19 protein-coding genes are annotated in these 19,777 nt (G+C 61.5%); 2 read left to right on the plus strand and 17 right to left on the minus strand.

Annotation, left to right across the window (positions count from 1 at the left end; genetic code table 11):
* Nucleotides 1-83 precede the first annotated feature (83 nt).
* A complete protein-coding gene (locus R1T40_RS10710) occupies nucleotides 84-2,426 on the minus strand; it encodes a putative bifunctional diguanylate cyclase/phosphodiesterase (protein ID WP_317386918.1) in 2,343 nt (780 codons plus the stop codon).
* Between the two features lie 211 nt (nucleotides 2,427-2,637).
* On the opposite strand from R1T40_RS10710, the gene R1T40_RS10715 reads away from it, so the two are divergent.
* Entirely contained in the window at nucleotides 2,638-3,636 is a 999-nt protein-coding gene (locus R1T40_RS10715) for an NADPH:quinone reductase (protein WP_317386919.1), read from the plus strand.
* A 101-nt stretch (nucleotides 3,637-3,737) separates the two neighbouring features.
* Here R1T40_RS10715 and R1T40_RS10720 read toward each other — a convergent pair whose 3' ends face one another.
* The 16 genes from R1T40_RS10720 to R1T40_RS10795 form a co-directional block, all read right to left on the minus strand.
* Complete coding sequence (locus R1T40_RS10720; RefSeq protein ID WP_106162147.1) at nucleotides 3,738-4,133, minus strand: RidA family protein; 396 nt, start codon at nucleotides 4,131-4,133, stop codon at nucleotides 3,738-3,740.
* Nucleotides 4,130-4,534, minus strand: a complete 405-nt coding sequence (locus R1T40_RS10725; RefSeq protein WP_317386920.1) for an acyl-CoA thioesterase — start codon at nucleotides 4,532-4,534, stop codon at nucleotides 4,130-4,132. The genes R1T40_RS10720 and R1T40_RS10725 overlap by 4 nt, the downstream gene beginning before the upstream one ends.
* A gap of 3 nt (nucleotides 4,535-4,537) precedes the next feature.
* The gene (locus R1T40_RS10730) at nucleotides 4,538-5,224 is read right to left on the minus strand and encodes an ABC transporter ATP-binding protein (RefSeq protein WP_317384083.1); all 687 of its coding nucleotides are present in this window, start codon (nucleotides 5,222-5,224) and stop codon (nucleotides 4,538-4,540) included.
* Nucleotides 5,221-5,970 carry an ABC transporter ATP-binding protein gene (locus R1T40_RS10735; RefSeq protein WP_317384084.1) on the minus strand — a complete coding sequence of 250 codons (750 nt, stop codon included), beginning with the start codon at nucleotides 5,968-5,970 and terminating at the stop codon, nucleotides 5,221-5,223. The genes R1T40_RS10730 and R1T40_RS10735 overlap by 4 nt, the downstream gene beginning before the upstream one ends.
* The gene (locus tag R1T40_RS10740; protein ID WP_317384085.1) at nucleotides 5,963-6,946 is read right to left on the minus strand and encodes a branched-chain amino acid ABC transporter permease; all 984 of its coding nucleotides are present in this window, start codon (nucleotides 6,944-6,946) and stop codon (nucleotides 5,963-5,965) included. The genes R1T40_RS10735 and R1T40_RS10740 overlap by 8 nt, the downstream gene beginning before the upstream one ends.
* On the minus strand, nucleotides 6,943-7,863 hold the full coding sequence (locus tag R1T40_RS10745; protein ID WP_317384086.1) for a branched-chain amino acid ABC transporter permease: 921 nt from the start codon (nucleotides 7,861-7,863) through the stop codon (nucleotides 6,943-6,945). Before R1T40_RS10745 ends, R1T40_RS10740 begins: the two co-directional genes overlap by 4 nt.
* Before the next feature lie 57 nt (nucleotides 7,864-7,920).
* Nucleotides 7,921-9,051 carry an ABC transporter substrate-binding protein gene (locus R1T40_RS10750; RefSeq protein WP_317384087.1) on the minus strand — a complete coding sequence of 377 codons (1,131 nt, stop codon included), beginning with the start codon at nucleotides 9,049-9,051 and terminating at the stop codon, nucleotides 7,921-7,923.
* A 37-nt stretch (nucleotides 9,052-9,088) separates the two neighbouring features.
* The gene (locus R1T40_RS10755; RefSeq protein ID WP_317384088.1) at nucleotides 9,089-10,702 is read right to left on the minus strand and encodes a benzoate-CoA ligase family protein; all 1,614 of its coding nucleotides are present in this window, start codon (nucleotides 10,700-10,702) and stop codon (nucleotides 9,089-9,091) included.
* On the minus strand, nucleotides 10,699-11,856 hold the full coding sequence (locus R1T40_RS10760) for an acyl-CoA dehydrogenase family protein (protein ID WP_317384089.1): 1,158 nt from the start codon (nucleotides 11,854-11,856) through the stop codon (nucleotides 10,699-10,701). Before R1T40_RS10760 ends, R1T40_RS10755 begins: the two co-directional genes overlap by 4 nt.
* A gap of 64 nt (nucleotides 11,857-11,920) precedes the next feature.
* Nucleotides 11,921-12,724, minus strand: coding sequence for an enoyl-CoA hydratase family protein (locus R1T40_RS10765; RefSeq protein ID WP_106162140.1), 804 nt, complete (start codon nucleotides 12,722-12,724; stop codon nucleotides 11,921-11,923).
* Nucleotides 12,721-13,215, minus strand: coding sequence for a MarR family winged helix-turn-helix transcriptional regulator (locus R1T40_RS10770; protein ID WP_317384090.1), 495 nt, complete (start codon nucleotides 13,213-13,215; stop codon nucleotides 12,721-12,723). The genes R1T40_RS10765 and R1T40_RS10770 overlap by 4 nt, the downstream gene beginning before the upstream one ends.
* Complete coding sequence (locus tag R1T40_RS10775; RefSeq protein WP_317384091.1) at nucleotides 13,212-13,961, minus strand: SDR family NAD(P)-dependent oxidoreductase; 750 nt, start codon at nucleotides 13,959-13,961, stop codon at nucleotides 13,212-13,214. Before R1T40_RS10775 ends, R1T40_RS10770 begins: the two co-directional genes overlap by 4 nt.
* A complete protein-coding gene (locus R1T40_RS10780) occupies nucleotides 13,958-16,252 on the minus strand; it encodes a bifunctional salicylyl-CoA 5-hydroxylase/oxidoreductase (protein ID WP_317384092.1) in 2,295 nt (764 codons plus the stop codon). The genes R1T40_RS10775 and R1T40_RS10780 overlap by 4 nt, the downstream gene beginning before the upstream one ends.
* A 330-nt stretch (nucleotides 16,253-16,582) precedes the next feature.
* The gene (locus tag R1T40_RS10785; protein ID WP_317384093.1) at nucleotides 16,583-17,524 is read right to left on the minus strand and encodes a pyridoxamine 5'-phosphate oxidase family protein; all 942 of its coding nucleotides are present in this window, start codon (nucleotides 17,522-17,524) and stop codon (nucleotides 16,583-16,585) included.
* Nucleotides 17,525-17,572: 48 nt separating this feature from the next.
* Entirely contained in the window at nucleotides 17,573-18,226 is a 654-nt protein-coding gene (locus tag R1T40_RS10790) for a glutathione S-transferase family protein (protein ID WP_317384094.1), read from the minus strand.
* 20 nt (nucleotides 18,227-18,246) lie between these two features.
* Complete coding sequence (locus R1T40_RS10795; RefSeq protein ID WP_317384095.1) at nucleotides 18,247-18,720, minus strand: nuclear transport factor 2 family protein; 474 nt, start codon at nucleotides 18,718-18,720, stop codon at nucleotides 18,247-18,249.
* Between the two features lie 128 nt (nucleotides 18,721-18,848).
* Here R1T40_RS10795 and R1T40_RS10800 point away from each other — a divergent pair, with 128 nt between their 5' ends.
* The gene (locus tag R1T40_RS10800; RefSeq protein ID WP_317384096.1) at nucleotides 18,849-19,775 is read left to right on the plus strand and encodes a LysR family transcriptional regulator; all 927 of its coding nucleotides are present in this window, start codon (nucleotides 18,849-18,851) and stop codon (nucleotides 19,773-19,775) included.
* The last annotated feature ends 2 nt before the right edge of the window (nucleotides 19,776-19,777 follow it).

A 19,777-nucleotide genomic window follows, 5' to 3' on the forward strand; every position in this document is an offset into this window, starting at 1 on the left:
AATCCCCAGCACGGGCGCCATCGGCCCCCCGGCAAGCGCCCGTGTTCTTCTAAGTCACGACCACCCCCAAGATCACGCAAGAGCTAGATCGCGCTGCGATCCTGATCGACCCCAAGCAGGTTCAGCTTCAGCTCTGCGAAGCTGCGAGGCTCGGAGAAATAGAACCCCTGAAGGATGTCGCAGCCGATTTCACGCAGCAGCCGTGCTTTCTCAAGTGAATCGACGCCTTCGGCGATGATTTTCACATCGAGCGTATGTGCAAGGTCGACGATCGAGGCGACCATGCGCTCCGCCCGCTCGCTCTGGCCAAGCGGAAAGATGATATTGCGGTCGATCTTCAGGGCATCGGGCTCGATATTCAGCACCCCGTTGATCGAGGCATGCCCCGAGCCGAAATCATCCACGTCGATCTTGAAGCCCATGTCCTTCAGGGCGTCGATACAGAAGATCAACGCATCGCCTTCTTCCTCGCAAGAAATGGATTCCAGTATTTCAAAGGCAAAGCGGTCGCGGCGATCCGGGATGTGGCCGCGCACGGTATCAAGAAACCCCGGCTCCATGATCCGCGGCGCACTGACGTTGAAGGCCACGCGCGGCACCTCTATTGATCGCGCCTCCAATTGGGCCATTTGCTTGACCGCAGCCTCGAAAATGCGCCCGTCAAGCTCCGCCTCAAGGCCCAATTGCTTGGCAATGCCCAAGAACTTTACCGGCGGCAACACGCCCAATTCGGGATGCTCCCAGCGCGCCAGCACTTCGACACCGGCGAGCTGCCAACTGCGGGCATCGTGTTGGGTGTGATAATAGGGCACGATTTCCCCAACCTCGAGCGCATGCTGCATACGGTCCGCAAGAGCCCGTTCGGCCAGGGTTTCTGCTCGCATCTCGGCGGTAAAAACCTCGACCATGGCGCGGCCTGAGGCTTTCGCACGGTACAGAGCAGCATCGGCATTGCTGAGCAGCTCACTTGCGGACATTTCGCCCGGCTTGCCATGGGCAACGCCGAAGCTGGCACCAAAGTTGCAGCGTTTGTTCCCCCACGCCACCGGCTGCAGCACCGCATCCAGAACCCGCTTCGCCAGCACCTCTCCCTGCGCCAGCGATGTGCCCTGCTGGCACAGGACGACAAATTCATCCCCGCCTACCCGTGCGATGAGATCTCCGGCCTTCGAGTGTAGGCGCAAAACATCCGCAACATGGCACAGCACGAAATCGCCCGCTTCATGCCCAAGGATGTCGTTGATTTTCTTGAAGCGGTCCAGGTCGATACGCACCAATGTCACCGGTGCCTCCTCGAGCCGCCGCGCCAGTTCGCGGTCGAGATGCCGCCGGTTCGCAAGGTCCGTCAGCGGGTCGCTCAACGACTGTTTCTCAACCCGGTCCTTGGCCTCCTGCAAGACCTCGGCCACATGACGTTGCTCGCGCTCACCGCGCACGAGATCCGTAATATCTACCCGCGTCACGACCTTGTCGCCAGAATCGGTTTCGTTCACACGCGAGACGATATGACGATCCCCCGAAAGCTCCAGCTGCGTTTCAGCGCGATAGGCGTGACTTTCAATGCGGCTGTTGTAACTCATCACGTAGTCTTCTGGCGACTGACCGTGCAGCGCGTAGTGCCCTGCATGTACCGCATCCGCCAAGATTTCCGGCAGGGCCATACCCACCTTGACTGCTTTCGGGTCAACATGGCTCAACTCGCGATAGGTCTCATTGCAGGTGACGAGGCGATTTTCCTCATCAAAGATCGCAAACCCGTCGGTGGAGGCGCTCATCGCTGCGGAGACGCGTTGAGACATCCGTTTCAGTTGCTGAGATTGTTCGGACAACGTCCGCCACGACCTGACCATCTGGCGGGCTAGAAAAATGAATACCAGAGCAAGGCAGAAACTCACTATCCCGGTACCGGTTTTGACCACCATCACGAGCCGCGCCTCGATCACATCCAGGGTCGGGCGGAATGAAAAGCTGAGATCGTGCAGGATTTGCACCTGCTTCCTGACCTTAAGGGTATGATCAGACAGGCTATTGGGATCATCTCCCAAGACCGCCTGCGGCCCCATCAACGGCTTCAACAACGCCTCGGCACGCCGCCCCTCTCGGATCCCACGCTCGCATATCGCAAGTGCTGGTTCTGCGCCGAGTAGGACAAATCCCTTGTGCTCCATCGCAGAGAGGTTGCTAATGCACCAGCGGGGCTGAACGTCTGCCGCTTGCAACACCTCATTCAGGTGCCGCGCGGATTCCGGTCGCAAGATCGGGTTGTTGTGTAGAATATCGCGCGCATCGTGCATCAGATCGAGGTGGATCAGATTCCGGGCACGATACTCGCTCGCAAGGGTCAAATAGTGATAGCCCAAGAACGACAGTCCGGTCAGCATCGCCAGAATAAGAGCAAACAGAACAAGTGTCTGTCCCAATCTCATGAACAGGCCCTCCGGACCGAAATCACACACCACACTGAGACGACACTAGACAGATTCGTTTTCGCAAAGCCTAATCCGCGGCGGCGTTCATCATTCTTGGTTAACACCTTGTTACAGTGCTTATAAATCGGCCTTCTCGCCCTTGCGTTCGGGTCATATTTCAGGGCTCATGCGCGTCAATCCAATTCCCGATCAAACGACAGGAGTGATCATGAAAGCGGTATTCAACACGGCCCGAGGTACGGCGCGCGACACCCTGGCACTCAAGGAGGTCGACCTGCCATCACCCGGCGCGGGCGAGGTCCTGGTGGCCATGCGCGCATCCGGCGTGAACCCTTCGGATGTCAAATTGCGCTCGGGCGCACAGGGCCCCATGATTGACGATCAGGTCCTGGTCCATAATGACGGCGCAGGCGTGATCGAGGCGGTTGGCAAAGGCGTCGGCCCTGCCCGCGTCGGTCAGCGCGTCTGGATGTACAACATCAACCGCTCTGCCGATGGCCTGGGACAGGGGCCGCTTGGCACAGCAACCCAATATGCGATCATACCCGCCCATCTGGCTGTTGAATTGCCCGAGGAGGCGTCCTTTGAGGCCGGGGCGTGCCTCGGCGTACCGGCCATGACCGCACACCGCGCGCTGATGTGGGCCGGTCCCGTCGCAGGACGCACGGTTCTGGTGACCGGCGGCGCCGGTGCGGTCGGCCACAGCGCCATCCAGATCGCCAAGGCGAAGGGCGCACGGGTTATCGCGACCGTCTCCAATGACATCAAGGCAGAGATCGCGCGCGAAGCCGGTGCGGATGAGGTCCTGAACTACAAGGCAACGCCGCTGCTCGATCAACTGCTGGATCTGGTTGGCAACGGTGGCATCGACCATGTGGTCGATGTGGATATTGCCGCTCATATGGAGATCTACCCCCAGATCCTGAAGATCAACGGCTCCGTCGGCGCCTATGCTTCGGCCTCCAATCTGACGCCGGCCCTGCCCTTCTATCCGCTGGCATTCCGCAACATTCAGCTGCAGCCGGTGTTTGTCTACTCAATGAGCGATGCCGCCAAAGCAGAGGCGATCAAGGATATCAACGCTTTGCTCACCTCCGGCCAGTTGTCGCCCCGGATTGATCGTCGCTTTGCGCTGGAAGACATCGCCGTCGCGCATGAAACCGTCGAAGCGGGAAGCCTGTTGGGCAATGCGGTCGTAACGCTCTGACCCCACCGGATTGCGGGTTTCTCCAACAGCAAAGGGCCCCGGTGCGGGGCCCTTTTTTCAGTCAGATAGGCTGTGCGATTGCTAGAGCTCACGCCCCGCACTCAGCTGATATGCGCCGTGGCCTCGATCTCAACCAGCGCGCGATCCTCAACAAGACCCGCCACGATCAGCATCGACATCGCCGGGAAGTGCTTGCCAAAGACCTCCCGATAGGCGGCACCAACCTCGGCCTGGTGCGCCAGATATTCCTGCTTGTCGATCACGAACCACGTCAGGCGGGTGACATCCGAAGCTTTGCCGCCCGCGGCCTCTACGATCGATCTGATGTTCTTCAACGCCTGGCGCATCTGGTCGACAAAGCTGTCGGAGGCAAATTCCTGCTTCTCGTCCCAGCCGATCTGGCCGCCGATGTGCAAAACGCCGTCCTGTGTCAACATGCCGTTGGCATAGCCCTTCGCCGGAGCCCAACCTTCGGGGTGAATGGTTTGATGGGTCATGTCTGCCCTTTCATGTCATATTCAATTTTTGTTCTAATGGGCGCAGGCCAGAGGTCAGGCCGCCCGCTTGCTGCCACATGCACCAGCGTCGCTTCTGTCTCAAAGCGAAGCTCATCGTTGCATGTGGCGGTCATCTCGTAGGTCAGAGAGCTCCGACCCAGCTTTATCACCCGCAATTTCAGCACCAGCTGCTCGCCATGGCGGCTGGGTGCGCAAAAGCGGGTTTGGATGTTGGCCGTCGGCACGCCAGCGGTCTTGTGGATGTCCTCAAACGGCCATTCCAAGACGTCCGCAAACCAGCTCTCGACGCAATCGTTCATCATCTCGAAATAACGCGGATAGAAGACAATCCCCGCAGGGTCACAGTGCTTAAACAGCACTTTTTGCGGCATTTCATACATGGCTCAAACCCCTACATAGCGTTCAGTGATGTCCGGGGTCAGCGCCGTCATGGCACCACTCCAGACGGTCTTGCCACGCTCCAGCATTACGGCGCGATCACAGACCTGTTCCAGCTCCGCCAGTGTCTTGTCGATCACCAGGATCGCCATATCGGTGTCCTGTTTCAGCCGATTGATCGCAGACCAGATTTCCTGGCGGATGATCGGTGCAAGGCCTTCCGTGGCTTCGTCCAGGATCAGCAGGCGCGGGTTGGTCATCAGGGCGCGACCAATGGCGAGCATCTGCTGCTCACCGCCCGAGAGCGACGCCGAAAGCTGACTGTGACGTTCGCCCAGACGCGGGAAAAGCTGCGTCACCCGGCCCATGTCCCAATCACCGGGGCGGCTGGTGGCAAGAAGGTTCTCCGCCACCGTAAGATCGCGAAAACAGCGCCGGCCCTCCGGCACCAGACCAAGGCCCAGACGCGCGGCCTTGTGACTTGGCAGCGCGTGCAGGTTCTGGCCTGCGAACTCCAGCGTGCCGCCTGCGGCGATCATGCGGCAGATCGCCTTGACGGTGGTGGATTTGCCCATGCCGTTGCGGCCCATAAGCGCCACCACCTCGCCCGGGTTGATGTCGAGATCGACACCAAACAGCGCCTGACTCACACCATAGGATGCCGTGAGGGATTTGACCGATAAAAAACTCATGCGCTTTCTCCCAGATAGGCTTCGCGCACGCGCGGGTCGCTACGGATCTGATCGACGCTGCCGGTGGCGATGACCTCGCCGTAGACCAGCACGCTGATCCGGTCCGCGAGCGCAAAGACCGCGTCCATGTCATGTTCCACCAAAAGGATCGGAGCCTCTTGGCGCAGGCTGTCGAGGAACCCGGTGAGGTTCTTGGACCCTTCGGCGCCAAGGCCCGCCATCGGTTCATCCATCACGAAGGCCTTTGGCGCGAGCGTCAGCGCCACCGCGACCTCCAGCTGGCGGCGTTGCCCATGGCTGAGGTCGGCGCAGCGTTTGGTCACGTTCTCCGCGAGGCCAACCCGCTCCAGCGCCGCCTCGGCGCGGGTGCGCAAAGACCTGTCGCCAAGCGCTGCCGACCAGAACCGCCACGACCTGCCGCTGGCGCCCATGGCGCCGAGGATGGCGTTTTCCAGCACCGTGTCCTCCATCGCCAGCGCCGAGATCTGAAAGGTCCGCCCAAGCCCGGCCCGCGCCCGCTGATCGGTACTCAGGCTGGTCACATCCTGGCCCATCAGCTCTACGCGACCTGCATCCGGCGTAAGTGAGCCGCAAATCTGGCCGATCAGCGTGGATTTACCTGCCCCATTGGGACCAATGATGGCGTGAATTTCGCCGGGGCGCAGATCAATCGAGATGTCATTGCTGGCCTTCAGCGCGCCGAAGGATTTGGTGATGCCGTGAGTTGCAAGAATGGTCTCAGTCATGGGTCGCCTCCTTGCCTGCCACCAGCCCGGTGATGCCACCGCGCGCAAAGAGCACGACCGCCAGAAGGATCAGCCCGAGGAAGATGTGCCAGAATTCGGTGATGCCACCGAGGAAATGTTCCAGCGCCACAAAGGTCACAGCCCCCGCAACAGGCCCGAACAGCCGCCCCACCCCGCCGAGGATCACAAGGATCATGATCTCGCCCGAGAACTGCCAGCTAAACATGGTCGGGCTGACAAAGCGGTTGAGATCGGCAAAGAGCGCGCCAGCCAGACCGGTGATGACACCGGAGATGACAAAGGCCACCAGCTTCAGACGCATCGGGTCCATGCCCACGGCCTCCACGCGTGCGGGCACCTGACGCGCCGCGTTCAGCGCCAACCCAAAGGGCGAACGGCGCAGGCGGGCGGTGAAAATCAGCACCACAACGAGGATTGCGAGGCACAGCCCGTAGAACTGAATCGGAACAAGCGTGTTGAGGCCGGGAAAGTCGTTCCTGATGTAGATCGACATGCCATCTTCGCCGCCATAGGTGCTCCAGGAGATGGCGAAGTAGTAAAACATCTGACCAAAGGCGAGCGTGATCATGATGAAATAGGCCCCGGTAGTACGCAGCGACATCAATCCGATCAGGAAGGCCGCAACGGCCGAGACCACAACGGCCAGAAGCCAGATCACCGGCATGAACTTGGTGCCTTCGATCACCAGCGGCCATTCCATCAGCGGTGTATAGCTTTGGGCGTGATGGGCAAGGATGCCCATGGCGTAGCCGCCAATCCCAAAGAAAACCGCGTGGCCAAGGCTCACCAGCCCGCCGATGCCCAGCGCGATGTTCAGCCCCGCTGCCGCAAGCGCAAGGATCACCGCACGGGTCGCCAGTGTGATCGTAAAGGGTTCGTCCGTCATCACCGCCCATGCAGGCACGGCAATCAGACCCAGCAGCAAGGCTGCGTTAAAGAGTGTTTCTCGGCTCATGCGCGTGCTCCGAACAGGCCAGAGGGACGCCAGATCAACACAAGGCTCATCAGGATGTAGATCGACATCGAGGCAATCGAGGATCCGGCAGAGGTTGCGGGGGCCGCGTCCATGAAGAGTTTCAACACTTCGGGCAGGAAGATCCCCACCAGCGTGTCTGTAAGCCCCACCAGCAATGCGCCGATAAACGCGCCCTTGATCGATCCGATCCCTCCAATCACGATCACCACAAAGGCAAGGATCAGCACCGGCTCGCCCATGCCCACCTGCACAGACTGGATTGCGCCCACCAATGCGCCTGCGAGACCAGCCAGGGCCGCCCCCAGCGCAAAGACCAGCGTGTAGAGTTTCGAGATATCGACGCCCAAGGCGGCAATCATCTCGCGGTCGTTTTCGCCTGCGCGGATCTGGATGCCGATACGTGTGCGCTCAATCAAAAGCCACAGGCCAAACGCCACCAGCAGCCCCACGCCAATCAGCGCCAAGCGATACAAAGGGTACTGGATGCCGCCGGGCAAGGTCACCGGCCCCGACAAGGCATCGGGAATGTCCAGGAACAGCGGAAAAGACCCAAAGACCCAGCGTGTGCCCTCGGAAAAGATCAAAATGAGCGCAAAGGTCGCCAGGACCTGATCGAGATGGTCACTGTCATAGAGCCTACGGATCACCGCAACCTCAATTACCGCCCCCGCAAGCGCCGCTGCCGCAAGGGCCGCGATCAGCGCCAGCACAAACGACCCGGTGGCACCCGCCACAGCCGCCGCCGCAAAGGCCCCAACCATATAGAGCGAGCCATGGGCGAGGTTGATAAGCCCCATGACGCCAAAGATCAGCGTCAGCCCCGCCGCCATGAGAAAGAGCATGACGCCGGATTGCAGCCCGTTCAGCACCTGCTCGATGATAAGTATCGTGGACATATGTCTTCTTTCAGGTGTGTCCCGGCCCGCAGGTTCCGCAGGCCGGGCGCGCCTCACTTACATCTTGCACGCGTCCACATAGGCGTTTGCATGATCCTCAAGAGCGGTGCCGACGATCTTGTTGGTAAAGACATCGCCTTCCTTGATGACCTCACGCACATAGACGTTCTGGATCGGGTGATTGTTGGCGGCAAAGGAGAATTCCCCCCGCACAGAGGCAAAATCCGCCTCCTTGAGGGCCGCAGCAAAGGCCGCGTCATCATTCACATCCGCCTTGTCGATGGCCGACAACAGCAGGTTCGCAGTGTCATAGCCCTGCGCCGCGTAGATCGACGGCAGGCGGTCGTATTTCTGCTGGAAGGCCGCGACAAAGGCCGCGTTGGCCTCATTGTCCAGATCCTTGGACCATGTGGAGGAGTTCTTGACCCCCACGGCTGCCTCGCCCACCGCTTGCAAGATACCCTGATCAAAGCTGAAGGCCGGGCCGACCACGGGCAGATCGACGCCGCTGTCGGCATATTGCTTCAGGAAGGAAATCCCCATGCCGCCGGGCAGGAAGAAGAACACGCTGTCTGCGCCAGACGCGCGGATCTGCGCGATTTCAGCCGCGTAATCCGTCTGCCCCAGCTTGGTGTAGACCTCACCTGCCAGTTCGCCCTCGTAGAACCGCTTGAACCCGGTGAGGCTATCGATGCCCGCCGGATAGTTCGGCGCAAGGATGAAGGTGTTTTTGAACCCGGCTTGGGTTGCGTAAGCACCCGCACCTTCATGGAGGTTATCGTTCTGATAAGACACGGAGAAATAGTTGGAGTTACAGCCCTTGCCCGCCAGTTGCGCAGGCGCGGCGTTGGTCGAAAGGTAGAACAGACCTTGCGCAGTGGCAGCAGGCACCACGGCCATGGCGAGGTTTGACCAGACGATACCGGTCAGCACGTCGACCTTTTCCGACTGGATCATCTTATCCGCAAGCTGCACCGCGATATCGGGCTTGCGCTGGTCGTCTTCGATGACCACCTCGACATCATCGCGGTTGGCACCTTCCATCGCCAGCATGAACCCATCGCGGGTGTCGATACCGAGGCTCGCACCGCCGCCCGAAAGCGTGGTGATCATCCCGACTTTGACATCCGCCATCGCTCCGCCCGCGGCCAGCGCCGCGGCCGCTGTGGCCAACATTAGCTTCTTCATGATCAAACTCCCTGTTTTATGGTTGGTTTGTTGTTGATTATCGAAGCCGGAACCGCTGGATCTTGCCGGTCTGCGTCTTGGGCAGGCTGTCGGCAAAGATGATGCTGCGGGGATATTTGTAGGGGGCGATGGTCGCCTTCACATGGGTCTGCAAGTCTTTGATGAGCGCGTCTGAGGGCGTAAATTCCGCATTCAGGACCACATGGGCCTGCACGATATGGCCGCGCTCCTCATCGGGGGCACCGATCACTGCGCATTCAGACACGGCGTCATGCGCCAGCAATGCCGCCTCCACCTCGGGGCCTGCGATATTGTAGCCAGCCGAGACAATCATATCGTCGTTGCGGGCGGCAAAGTGGAAATAGCCCTCCGCGTCGCGGATAAAACTGTCGCCGGTGATGTTCCAGCCATCCGTAACATACCCGGCCTGACGGTCGTCGTTCAGATAGCGGCACCCGGTCGGCCCACGCACCGCAAGGCGGCCAACCTCGCCATCGGGCACCTCGCGGCCCTCGTCATCGACCACCTTGGCCTCATAGCCACCCACGGGTTTGCCGGTGCAGGCCGGGCGGTGGTCATCAAAACGGTTGGAGATAAAGATATGCAACATCTCGGTCGCGCCGATCCCATCCAGCATCGGCTTGCCGGTCTTGGCCATCCAATCGTCGTAGACGGGTTTCGGCAGGGTCTCCCCGGCGGAGACGGCGGCGCGCAGGCTGCTGAGATCCGCCCCCTCTTCCATTGCGGCGAGCATCACCCGATAGGCGGTCGGCGCGGTAAAGCACACGGTCGCGCGGTATTTCTCGATGATCTCGATCATATTGGGCGGGGTGGCCTGTTCCAAAAGCGTCGCGGTTGCCCCGAACCGTAGCGGGAAAATCGCCAATCCGCCAAGCCCGAAGGTAAAGGCAAGTGGCGGAGAGCCAACAAAAATATCCTCAGGCACCACATTCAGCACATCGCGCGCATAGCCATCGGCAATGATCAACAGATCGCGGTGAAAATGCATGGTCGCCTTGGGCTCTCCGGTCGACCCGGAGGTGAACCCCAGAAGCGCCACATCATCGCGCCCGGTCTGCACCGCCTCAAAGCGCACCGGCTTTTCCAGCGCCAGCCTGTCGAGTTCGGCGTCGTGGTTGGAGGTCCCGTCAAAGCCGACGACCCGCTCAAGCACGTCACACTGCGCTGCGCAGGTCTCCATCTCCTCCATCAGCCGGGTATCGCAGAGGGCAAACTGGATCTGTGCCTTCTCGACATATTTCTTCAGCTCTGCGGCGCGCAGCATCGGCATGGTGTTGACCACAACCGCGCCTGCCTTGGTCGCAGCCAGCCAGCAGGCGACCATCGCCGGATTATTGGCGGAACGGATCAAGATGCGGTTGCCCGGCTTGACGCCCAGATCCTCCACCAGCGCATGCGCCAACCGGTTGGTCCAGTCCGCAAGTTCCTTGTAGGTGCGCTGGCGCCCGTTGCCGATCAGTGCGGTGCGGTCGCCAAAGCCCCGCTCCACCATGGCGTCCGTCAGTTCCACGCCCGCATTCAGATGATCCGGGTAGTCAAACCCATCCAGCAGGAAATCCGGCCATTGTTCCAGCGGCGGCAGCGCGTCGCGCGAGAATGTGTCGGTATGTGCGGTTGCGCCCAGTTTCATGACTTGCCCTCCATCGCCATCATGGCTTGCCGCGCGATCACCACGCGCTGCACGTCACTGGCCCCTTCATAAATCCGCAAGGCTCTGATTTCGCGATAGAGTTTTTCGACCATCGCACCGGAACGCACGCCCTCGCCGCCAAAGAGCTGCACCGCCTTGTCGATCACAACCTGCGCCGCCTCGGTCGAGAACAGCTTGGCCATCGCCGCCTCGCGCGTGACGCGCGCAGCGCCACTGTCCTTGGTCCATGCGGCGCGGTAGACCAATAGGGCCGCGGCATCCACATCCAGCGCCATATCGGCGATATGCCCCTGCACCATCTGCAAATCAAACAGCGGTGCGCCCTGCACGTGACGCTCTGTGACACGCACCAGAGCCTCGTCCAATGCGCGACGCGCAAAACCCAGCGCCGCCGCCGCCACCGTGGAGCGGAACACATCCAGCACCGACATGGCGATGCGGAACCCCTGCCCCGGCGCGCCGATCATGGCGCTTGCGGGGATACGCACATCGGTGAAGCGCAAGGTTGCCAGCGGGTGCGGCGCGATGGTCTCCAGCCGCTCCACCACCTCAAATCCAGCCAGATCCGGAGTCACGACAAAGGCCGACAGCCCCTTGGCCCCCGGCGCCTCACCCGTGCGGGCAATCAGCGTGTAGACATCGGCAATCCCACCATTGGAGATCCAGGTCTTTTCACCATTGAGCACATAGTCATCGCCATCGCGCACCGCCGTCATGGTAGAGTTTGCCACATCCGACCCCGATTGCGGCTCAGTGAGTGCAAAGGCGGCGATCGCCGCACCGCTGCGGGTCTTGGGCAACCAGGCCGCCTTCTGCGCATCCGTCCCGAATAGCGAGATCGCCCCGGTGCCAAGCCCCTGCATGGCAAAGGCAAAATCCGCCAGCCCGTCGTGGCGCGCAAGGATCTCACGTGACAGACAGAGCTTGCGGACATCAAGGCTCTCACCGCTGTCGCACGCCCCAGTCGGTTGCAGGATACCCGCCCGCCCCAGATCCGCCACCAGTTTGCGACAGGCCGCATCGGTGTCACTATGATCCACATTGAGCCCAGCCGCCACCGCCTCGACCTGCGCCGCCCAATCGCGGTGCTCTTGGTCAAAAAAGGGCCAATTCAGAAAACTCTGGTCCGCCACGTTATCTTCCCCGTTGTTTTCATCTTTTTCCAAATACCTTCGCCGAAGGCGAAATCCGGCGCTCTCAGTCGCCTTCAAACACTGGTCGCTCTTTCGCGACAAAAGCCTCATAGGCGCGGCGGAAATCATTGCCCTGCATGCAGATCGCCTGCGCCTGCGCCTCGGCCTCGATCGCCTGTTCAAGGCTCATGGACCATTCCTGCGCCAGCATGGTCTTGGTCATGCCATTGGCAAAGGTCGGGCCTTGAGCAATGCGCTCGGCCATCTTCATGGCCTCGGCCTCCAGTGCCTCTGCCGCCACCAGACGGTTGAAAAACCCCCAGCGTTCGCCTTCCTCGGCGCCCAGCGACCGGCCCATGTACAACAACTCAGCCGCGCGCCCCTGCCCGATGATGCGGGGCAGCATGGCGCAGGCGCCCATGTCACAGCCCGCCAGGCCCACGCGATTGAACAGAAAGGCCACCTTGGCCTCGGGTGCGGCAATGCGCAGATCGCTGGCCATGGCCATGATCGCACCGGCCCCGGCACAGATGCCATCCACCGCCGCAATCACCGGCTTGGTGCAGTTGATCATCGCCTTCACAAGATCCCCGGTCATGCGGGTGAAGGCCAAAAGCTCCTTCATGTTCATCTTTGTGAGCGGGCCAATGATGTCGTGCACATCGCCGCCAGAGGAGAAATTACCGCCATTGGGCACGATCACCACCGCATGCACCTCGTCCGAGTAGGGCAGCGCCCGGAACCAGTCGCGCAGCTCAGCGTAGCTGTCGAAGGTCAGCGGGTTCTTGCGCTCGGGACGATTGAGCGAAATGCGGGCGATGCCGCCCTCAATGGTGCAATTGAAATGGGTTGTCTCATGCAGGCTCATGTCGGGGTATCCTTGGAAGTCTCACTGGAGGTCGCGGGCTGGATATGGTCCAGCAGCGCGCTCATCTCATGGATGTCATCGGCACCAAGGCCGGCCATCATCTCGTTGATCCAGGCCTCGTGTTCGCCGGCAAGCCGGGCAAACTCCGCCTCGCCCGCCGGGGTCAGCCGGGCCACCTGCGCGCGCCGATCTCCGGGCACCGCGACGCGCAGTGCAAGCCCGTCTTCGGTCAGCCGGTCGACAATGCCGGTTACATTGCCGTTGGAGACCCGCAGGAACTGCGACAGCTGGCTCATCTTCAACCCATCCGGATTGCGCGACAGGGCCGACATCACGTCGAACCGTGGCAGCGTTGTATTGTGGCGATCACGCAGACGGCGGCGCAGCGCGGCCTCAATACCGCCGGACGTCTTCAGCAGTTTCAGCCACAGGCGCAGACGGGCCTTCGAGGAGGCCTCTGCGGGCAAGGTTTCCGGTTTGGCGCTGCTCATATTTCGCCCCCCGTCAGGGCCAAGGCATGGCCGTTGACCGAGGCCGCGCCGCTTGACGCCAACCACAGCGCCGCATCGGCCACTTCTTCCGGCTGTACAAAACGCCCCTGCGGGTTGTCCGCCTTGAGCGCGCCGGCCGCGTCCTCGGTGCTCATGCCCGTCTTGGCGCGGATATTGTCGATGCTGCGTTGAAGCATCGGCGTTTCCACAAAGCCCGGACAGATCGCATTGACCGTGATGCCGGTGCGGGCCAGCTCCTTGGCCAGACCACGTGTCAGACCGACCACCGCGTGTTTTGCCGCACAATAGGCGCTGACATAGGGGTAGCCTTTGAGCCCCGCGGTCGAGGCCACGGCAATCATCCGGCCGCGCCCTGCCTCTTTCATGCCCGGCAGCACCGCCTGCCAGAGGTTCACCACGCCGTTTAGGTTCACCGCCATCATCGCGTTGAGCATCTCCGGCTGCATCTTGGCGAAAGGAACGCTCTCTGCGGCCCCCGCGTTGGCCAAGGCCACGGTGACGGGACCGCGCGCAGCGGCGGCGCGCGCCACGGCGGAGGTAACGCTTGCCGCGTCGGTGACATCGCAGATCTCATAGGGAAGACCCTGTTCGATCAGGGTCTTCTCCGTTCGCCCGATCAGGGTCACGGTGGCCCCCGCTGCGGCAAAGGCCTGCGCGCAGGCGGCGCCGACACCGGTGCCGCCACCGGTGATCAGGACATGCTCTTGGCTCAGATCTTTACTCATGCGCGCAAGCTCTCCGCTTCTTTGTCCGCCAGCCGCCAGCTTTGGTCACGGCCCGGCTGATAGGGCAGCGGCCAGTCAGGCGCCGCGCGGTCGCCAATCTTGGTGCCTTCACGCAGGGTCCAATAGGGATCGGCCAGATGCGGGCGGCCCACTGCCACCAGATCCGCCCGACCCGCCATCAGGATCGAGTTGGCGTGGTCGGCCTCAAAGATATTGCCCACCGCCATGGTACAGATCCCGGCCTCGTTGCGGATCTGGTCCGAAAACGGCGTCTGGAACATGCGGCCATAGACCGGCTTTGCATCGGTGGTGGTCTGACCGGCAGAGACGTCGATCAGGTCGGCGCCCGCCTCCCAGAAGGCGCGGGCAATCTGCACCGCGTCATCCGGGGTGACGCCATCCTCGCCCACCCAGTCATTGGCGGAGATGCGCACCGACATCGGTTTGCCGTCGGGCCAGACCGCGCGCATGGCGGCAAAGACCTCCAGCGGATAGCGCAGGCGGTTTTCCAGGCTGCCGCCATACGCATCGCCGCGCTGGTTGGAGACCGGCGACAGGAAAGAAGAGATCAGATAGCCATGGGCCGCGTGCAGCTCGATCATGTCAAAGCCTGCGCGGTCCGCCATCTCAGCAGCGCTCACGAACTGGTCGCGGACCTCGTCCATCTCGGCGCGGGTGATTTCGCGCGGGGTGGCGTTCTGGCCCGACCATGGAATGGCGGAGGCGCTGACGGTGTCCCAATTGCCGTCCGGCAAGGGCGCATCCATCTCGTCCCAGCCGAGCTGAGTGGAGCCCTTGCGCCCCGAATGGCCGATCTGGCAGCAGACCTTGGCATCGGTCTCGGCATGTACAAAATCGGTGAGACGGGACCAAGCGGCCTCATGTTCCGGTGCATAAAGGCCCGGACAGCCGGGTGTGATACGCCCCTCTGGCGAAACGCAGGTCATTTCCGTGTAGACCAGCCCTGCGCCACCCTTGGCCCGCTCGCCATAGTGAACCAGATGCCAGTCGGTGGGGCAGCCATCTACGGCTTTGTACTGTGCCATGGGAGAGACGACGATGCGGCTCTTGAGGTCCATGTCGCGCAGGCGGAAGGGCGCAAACATCGGCGCGCGCAGCGGTGCATCCTTGGGCGCCCCGGCCTGGGTCATGAACCAGCGCTCCGCGCCTTCGAGCCAGTCCTTGTCGCGGGCACGCAGGTTTTCGTGGCTGATGCGCTGACTGCGGGTTAGCATGGAGTAATTGAGCTGCACCGGGTCCAGATCGAGGTAGCGTTCGACCCGCTCGAACCACTCCATCGAGTTGCGCGCCGCCGATTGCAGGCGCAGCACCTCAAGGCGGCGCTGGTCCTCATAATCGTCAAAGGCGCTTTGCAGATCCGGTTTATCCTGCAGCAGTTCCGCCAGAGAAATGGCAAATTCCAGCGCCAGCTTGGTCCCTGATCCGATCGAGAAATGCGCCGTCGCCGCCGCATCGCCCATCAGCACCACATTCTCGTGGCTCCATTTTTCGCACAGAACCCGCGGGAACCGGATCCAGGCCGAGCCGCGAATGTGGTTGGCGTTGGTCATCAGCGCATGGCCGCCCAGATGATCCTTGAAGATCTCTTCGCAGACCTTGATGCTTTCCTGCTGGTTCATGGAGGCAAAACCAAAGGCGTCAAAGGTCTCTTGCGTACATTCCACGATGAAGGTCGCGGTGTCGTCGTCAAACTGGTAGGCATGCGCCCAGACCCAGCCGTGCTCGGTTTCCTCAAAGATGAAGGTGAAGGCATCTTTGAAGGTCTGACGTGTCCCGAGCCAGACAAAGTTGCACAGGCGCGTGTCGACATCCGGCTTGAACGTATCGGAATAGAGACTGCGGGTGCTGGAGTTCAGCCCGTCGCTGGCAACCACCAGATCATAGTCCTGGCGCAAGGCCTCCGCGCTCGGCACATTGGTCTCAAACTGCAGATTGACGCCCAGTTCACGCGCCCGTTCCTGCAACAGGATCAGCAGCTGCTTGCGCCCGATGCCGCAGAACCCATGGCCAGAAGACACCTGCCGCGTGCCCTTGAAGAGCAGCGCAACGTCGTCCCAATAGGCAAAATGCGCGCGGATCGTCTCGGCGCTTTTGGCATCGTTGGCTGCAAGGTTGTCGAGCGTTTCATCCGACAACACCACGCCCCAGCCGAAGGTATCATCGGCGCGATTCCGTTCGATCACGGTGATGTCGTGACCGGGGTCGCGCAGCTTCATCGAGATCGCGAAGTACAGGCCAGCCGGGCCGCCTCCCAGACATGCAATGCGCATATGATCCTCATCCCCATTAGATTATTGTCAGGTCAAAGGCTCTCCGCATTCCAAAACAATTTCAAGCTTAAAATTTCCATTTCTGAAGCTTCTCTGTGGCAGCATGAGACATACCAAGGCCTCTTGCGCTCAACACAAGGATTGCAAGGTAATGTTTTAATACCATAATTTAGGGGGCTGCCTAACCGGCGGACAGTTGGTACGCGGCCTCTCTGAATGAACCGCCTGGCGATGCATTCAGAGAGCTTGCATGAGAAACGGGCAAACGCAGCAACGCGTTCGCCCGTCTGAGTCGCTCAATGTTGACGGTTTTCTCCGCAACGACTGCGGTTACCAGACACCGGTTTCCGCAAGCATCGGCCATGAACTCACAAGCGGCGCAGGCCCCGGCAACGCGTGTTCGCAGTACCAGATTTCTTCGGGTTGCACGTCCACGATCCGCTCCGCGCCCTTGAATCCCGAAACCCGGTCGGGATGCCAATCGACCGTGGCCAAGCCGGTGACAAAGATCCCCGCACCACTGCTGAAATCGGGGATAAACAGCCCCACGCGGCCGTCAGCCTCGATATTCCCAAGCGTGTTGAAGAAACGATTGCCCGAAAAATCCGGAAACGACAGCGAACTGTCGGCATTGATGGTCAGAAACCCAGGTCGCCCGCCCCGATGCGAGGCGTCGATGCCATCGGTCGGATTGTCCGACATCTCCGCCGCGCGGGAGGCGATGAAGAAGGTATCGGCCCGCGCCACCAAGGCGCGGCTGCGTGCGTCCCAATCGGGCAGTGCCGTTGCCTCCGGCGCAGGCGGATTGGCGGGCCAGAGCAGATCGCGGGTCTGGATATACTGCGGACAGTTGCCGAAACTCAGGTCGACTGCGATCTCAAACCCCTCGCCATTCACTGCATGAATGGTGCCATTCATCCGGTTGCGGCGGCGGCTCGACAGCTCCATGCCAACAACGCCAACCTTTGCCCCGGGACGCACATCAAGCCAAAGACTTTCCCCCAGCTGAGGGCGCGCGCCCACCGACAAATGACCGGGATCACGCGAACGCAGGAACCCGACTTCGCCAACTGCGGGCGTGGCCCAGACCTGCCCGCGTGCATCCAGCAAGCCAAGGAACAGCACCGGCAGGCTCTCGAAGAAATCGCGATGTTGTTGCGGCATTTCATGTCGGATTGCGTGGGCAACCCTGTCGCGATAGCTTGCGGGCACCCCGGCACGGTGCTGCAGCGCCAGCTCGCCGGTATGAAAGACTTGTATCGCACGGGTCATGGCTGATCTCCCTTCTGTGCTGGTTTCTACGTGGGATCGCGCGCCGTCTCAGGCCGGTTCCGGAACCGACGAGGCCACCATGGGCACGAACCCCGGCAGGGCCGCAACGCGTTCAATCCACGCGCGTACCAGCGGATAGCAGTCAAGGCTGACGCCCCCCTCAGGCGCGTGGGCGATGTATGCGTAGCTTGCCACATCGGCGATGGTGGGCCTGTCCCCGACCAAGTAGTCCCGTCCCGCAATCAACCCTTCCATCTGACTGAGAAAATCATGCGAGACCTCGCGCGCCGCCTCTGTCTCTGGCGTATCGCCGGCGCCAATGAGGGTGCGCCACCGTGCCCGCGAGGGGCCCGTCGCCACATGCGACACCGTGAGCGAGAGCCAGCGCTGCACCTCTGCGGCATCCTTGGGCGTTGTCGGCAGCCAGTCGGTCTCCGCGCCATAGGACTGCACCAGATAGACGAGGATCGCATTGGAATCCGCAATCAATGTGCCGTTGTCGTCAATCACCGGCACCTGACCAAACAGATTGAGCTCAAGAAACTCCGGCGCTTTATGCGCACCCTTCAGCAGGTCGACCTCGATCAGCTCATACGGCAGGTCCAGGATCGACAGCATCATCTCCACCCGGTGGCAGTGACCAGACAGCGGGTGGCGGTAGAATTTGATCGGGGCGGCGTTGGCGGGGAAATCGGGGTTCATCTTGGTCTCCTTGCAAGAGGTCATAGGCCGAGGTCGCTCAGGCCCGGGTGGTCGTCGGGGCGACGGCCCAGTGGCCAATGGAATTTGCGATCTGCTTCAGTGATCGGATGTTCGTTGATGGAGGCATGGCGTTCTTCCATCAGGCCGTTTTCATCAAACTGCCAGTTCTCGTTGCCATAGGCGCGGAACCAATGGCCGCTGTCGTCGCGATATTCATAGGCGTAGCGCACCGCGATCCGGTTGCCGTCAAAGGCCCAAAGCTCTTTGATCAGCCGATACTCCAGCTCGCGCGCCCATTTGCGGGTCAGAAAGGCCTCGATCTCGGTCCGGCCCACGGGAAACTCGGCGCGATTGCGCCAGCGGCTGTCGGGCGTATAGGCCAGCGTCACCTTGGCCGCGTCCCGGCTGTTCCAGCCGTCCTCGGCAAGGCGCACTTTCTCGATTGCGCTTTCACGGGTGAAGGGCGGCAGCGGTGGGCGGGGCGTGAGGGTCATTTTCGTCTCCAGTTGTGGCGCGGTGGTCAGCGCCTCTGGTGACAGAGATAAATCACCCCGTTGCGTAAAATAATGGGGCGTGTGAGAAAGAGATAATTTCACATTTCGACAGCAATCAGGGCAGATCCATGGACCGCGTTCAAAGCATGCAGGTATTTGTCGCCGTGGCGGAAGAAGAGGGCTTTGCCGCAGGGGCCCGCCGGGCTGGCCTGAGTGCGCCATCGGCGACGCGGGCGATCAACGGGCTGGAGGCACAACTGGGGACGCGGCTTTTCACCCGTACCACCCGGCGCTTGCATCTGACGGATGTGGGACGGCGCTATCTGGACGACGTGCGCCACATCCTGACCTCCTTGCAGGCCGCCGATGATGCGGCGCGCGGGGCGGCTAGCGCGCCTGTTGGGCTGCTGCGGCTGACTTGCCCCAATGAGTTCGGGCGCATCTATATCCTGCCGATCCTGCTGGATTATCTGAATGAGTACCCGGAGATGCGGGCCGATCTGGTGCTCTTGGATCGCGTGGTGAATATCGTCGAAGAGGGGTTTGATGTGGCCCTGCGGATCGGGCACCTGCCGTCCTCGACGCTGTCAGCGGTCAAAGTCGGTGCCGTGCGGCGGGTGGTCTGCACCGCGCCCGCATATCTGGACAAATACGGCACCCCAACGACCCCGGCGGACCTTAGCGCGCATCGGATTGTCGCGATCAGTGCGGTCTCATCGGCCACGGAATGGAGGTTTGGCACCGACCAACAACAGGTCGTACGTATCACGCCACAGCTCTGTGTCAGCACTGTTGCGGCCGGGCTGGACGCGGCGCGGGCGGGCTGGGGCATCTGCCGAATGCTGTCCTATCAGGCCGGGCGCGATGTAGCGGCGGGGCGCCTTGCGTGTCTACTGGAGGACTATGAGCCTGAGAGCATGCCGATCCATCTGGTTCACACGGAAGGGCGGCGCGCACCGGCCAAGGTGCGCAGCTTTATTGATTTTGCTCGCGACCGGCTGCGCGCGGACCCGGTGCTTCAGGCCTTGTCGTCCAGCAACGGATGCGGCGGCTGATC

The sequence above is a fragment of the Tritonibacter scottomollicae genome, from assembly GCF_032924845.1.
Taxonomy (GTDB): Bacteria; Pseudomonadota; Alphaproteobacteria; order Rhodobacterales; family Rhodobacteraceae; genus Epibacterium; species Epibacterium scottomollicae.